At 69.3% G+C, this 3,547-nt stretch carries 2 protein-coding genes; both read left to right on the forward strand.

The annotated features are described in order from the left end of the window. Positions 1-126: 126 nt before the first annotated feature. A complete protein-coding gene (gene recD, locus AC4FAH_RS09150; RefSeq protein ID WP_286987390.1) occupies positions 127-2,259 on the forward strand; it encodes an exodeoxyribonuclease V subunit alpha in 2,133 nt (710 codons plus the stop codon). 112 nt (positions 2,260-2,371) lie between these two features. Next, a partial coding sequence (gene nosP / locus AC4FAH_RS09155; RefSeq protein ID WP_490245929.1) for a nitric oxide-sensing protein NosP occupies positions 2,372-3,547 on the forward strand: 1,176 nt, incomplete at its 3' end.

Below are 3,547 nucleotides of genomic sequence, written 5' to 3' on the forward strand. Positions count from 1 at the left end.
TGATCGAGGCGCTGGATCTCTGGCTGGGCGGCGACAGCTCCGCATTGGATAGCCTGCTCCTCAACACCACCGACACCTCGCCACTCACCCAAAGCGGCCAGCAGGGGGACTTCGATGTCTGACACCATGTCTGTGCCAACGCAGCAGCTCAGCGCTGCCCCTGACGCCCCGACTGCCGACACCCTGCTCGCCACGCTCGGCCTGTGGGTGGAGCTGGGCTGGCTTAGGCGCGTCGATGCCCATCTGGTGCGCTTCATGGCGCGCCATGTGCCGGAGGCCCCGGCCAGCGTGCTGCTGGCGGCCGCGCTGGCCAGCCATCAACTGGGGCGCGGGCATGTGTGCCTGTCGCTGTCGCGGGCACTGGCCGAGCCACGCGCGACCCTGTCGCTGCCGCCGCTGGAGCAGTCCGAGGCGCATCTGGCCGAGGTCAGCGTGGCCCTGCCGGAGGCCTTCCTGGCGGATCTCGATGCCGGGCGCTGGGCCGAGCAACTGGCGGCATCACGGCTGGTCAGCGTGCTTGCGCAGGCCGATTCCCCGGCAGGCCATCTGCCGCTGCGCCCGCTGGTGCTGGTGGGCGAGCGCCTCTATCTGCGCCGTTACTGGCAGGCCGAGCGTGAAGTCGCGGCGGGGCTGCGTGCGCGGATGGGGCCAAGCGAGGAGGGCGAGACACGGGTCAGTGATGCGCTGGGCGAGCGTCTGCGCGAGCTGTTCGCCAGCAATCAGCCGGACCCGCACGGCGAGCCGGACTGGCAGAAGCTGGCCTGTGCCCTGGCGTTGCGTCAGCGCCTGACGGTGATCTCCGGCGGCCCCGGCACCGGCAAGACCACCACCGTCACGCGCCTGTTGGCGCTGTTGCAGGCTCAGGCGCTGGCGGGTGGCGCTGACGGTGCAGAGGGCGAGCTGGAGAGCGAAGAGACAGCCCAATCGCACGAGCGGCGGGCGCTGGATATCCGCCTGGTCGCCCCGACCGGCAAGGCGGCGGCGCGGCTGTCGGAGTCGATCCGGGGGGCGGTGGCGAAGCTCGAGGTGCCAGACGTGGTACGCGCCGCCATCTCGCGCGAGGCAAGCACCGTGCACCGCCTGCTGGGCGCACGGCCGGATTCGCGTCACTTCCGCCATCACGCCGGCAACCCGCTGGCGCTGGATCTGCTGGTGGTGGATGAGGCCTCGATGGTCGATCTCGACCTGATGGCCGCACTGCTCGGCGCGCTGCCCGCCCACGCCCGCCTGATTCTGCTTGGCGACAAGGACCAGCTGGCCTCGGTGGAAGCCGGCGCCGTGCTGGGCGATCTCTGCGAGCATGCGCTGCCGCCGCGCTACTCACCGGCATTGTGTGCCGACTTGAGCCGCCTGACCGGCGAAACGCTGGAACAGGCCATCGCCGCGCCTGATGGCCAGGACTTGGAGGAAACATCAGCGACACGCGGCCGACTCGCCGATCACGTGGTGGTGCTGCAGAAGAGCTATCGCTTCTCTGCCGACAGTGGCATCGGCGCGCTGGCACGCGCCAGCAACGCCGGGGATCGTCAGGCGCTGCGCGATGTCTGGAAGGCCGGTTATCGCGACATCGCCTGGCTCAAGCTCAGTGGCCCGGAGGACCGCGATCTCGAGAAGCTGGTGGTCAACGGCTACCGCCCGGCGCTGGAGGCCGTGCGTGAGCGGCGCCCGGCGCGTGAGGTGATCGACCTGCTGCTCGAGTTCCAGCTGCTGTGCGCGCTGCGCCGTGGCCCCTACGGCGTCGATGGCCTCAACCAGCGTGTGGCGCGGGTGCTGATGCGGCGCGGCCTGATCGCCGACGAGCGCGGCTGGTACGCCGGTCGCCCGGTGATGGTGACGCGCAACGACCGCGCGCTGGGGCTCTACAACGGCGATGTCGGCATCACCCTGCCGGACCCCGCCGCCGGGGGGCGTCTGCGCGTGTTCTTCCCGGTCGAGGAGGAGGCGACGCCAGACACCGAGCGTGATGGGCAGGACACCGACATCCAGCGCTTCCACCGTGGCGTACGCGCGGTATTGCCGTCACGCCTCGAGGCGGTGGAGACGGTCTTCGCGATGACGGTCCACAAGTCGCAGGGTTCCGAGTTCCGCCATGTGTTATTCGTGTTGCCTGAGGGCGCCAATCCGATTCTGACCCGTGAGCTGGTCTACACCGGCATCACGCGGGCCAAGTCACGGGTCACGCTGGCGGGAACCCGCCGCGAGACGCTGGAAGGCGCCATTGAACGACGCGTGGTGAGAGCCAGCGGGCTGGTGCTCTAGGCCGGACACCGACGGATGATCGTCATCTCCGGCTCCGCCGCGCTCGACGGGAGGAGGGGACATGACGGACGTCAGTAGTCGCGTGAAGGAAAGGGCGCAGCCACAGAGCGAGATGCATGCCGTGGCGCTGGCCACGGCGGCCAGTCAGCTCAAGGACCCGCAGGCGGCGGTGGCCGAGCTTGCCCGAATGCTTGATCTGGCGCTGGGAAGTCGTGAGCGGCTCGGCGGAGTGCTGTTCTTCTGCTCGGCGGATTATCCTCTGGCGGCATTGGGCCAGGCGCTGGCCGCCACCTTCGGCGAGGTGCCGGTGAGCGGCTGCACCACCGCCGGCGAGATCACACCCGCGGGCTATGCGCGCGGCTCCATCACCGCCATCGGCCTTGCGCGCAGTGACTTCGCGCTGGCGCAGGTGCTGATCGATGATCTGAGCGGTTTCGATCTTCCGCGTGCCCAGGCGCTGAGTGACGAGCTGCTGGCGCGTTGTCGCGAGCAGGCCGTGGCGCCGGTGATGGGCAACAGCTTCGCGCTGACGCTGCTCGACGGGCTCTCGAGCAGCGAGGAGCAGGTGCTGGCGACGCTGGATGCGGCGTTAGGCAGCATTCCCGCCTTCGGTGGCTCCGCCGGGGATGACAATCGCCTGTCGCACACCTATGTCTACGCCGATGGTGTCTTCCATGATCAGGCGGCGGTCGTGGTGGTGGTCAATACGCGGCTGCCGTTCGAGGTCATCAGCACCCATCACCTCACGCCGCTGGCCGACAAGCTGGTGGTGACGGCGGTGGATCGTGATTCGCGCCGCGTGCTGGAGCTGAATGCCGAACCCGCCGCCGAGGAGTATGCGCGGCTGGCCGGCGTCGCGCCCGAAGCGCTGGAGGAGGCGGTCTTCGCGCGTTGTCCGCTGGCGGTGCGCATCGGCGAGGCGCATTACGTGCGCTCCATCCAGCGCGTGAATGACGATGCCAGCCTGAGTTTCTACTGCGCGGTGGAGACCGGCATCGTGCTCACCGCCATGCAGGCCACGCCGATTCTCGAGCAGCTCGAGCAGCGCCTGGCCGAGGTGGAGGCGCGCCTGGGGCCGCCCGCGCTGACCATCGGCTGCGACTGCTTCCTGCGGCGCATGGAGATCGAGGCGCTGGCACTGGAGGATGAGGCCTCGCGCATGCTCAGGCGGCACCGGGTGATCGGCTTCAATACCTACGGTGAGCAGCACCACGGCATGCACATCAACCAGACCTTCACCGGCGTGGTGATCGGCCAGCGCCGCTCGGTTGCCGACGGCACGGGAGGA

Source organism: Cobetia sp. (genome assembly GCF_983723665.1).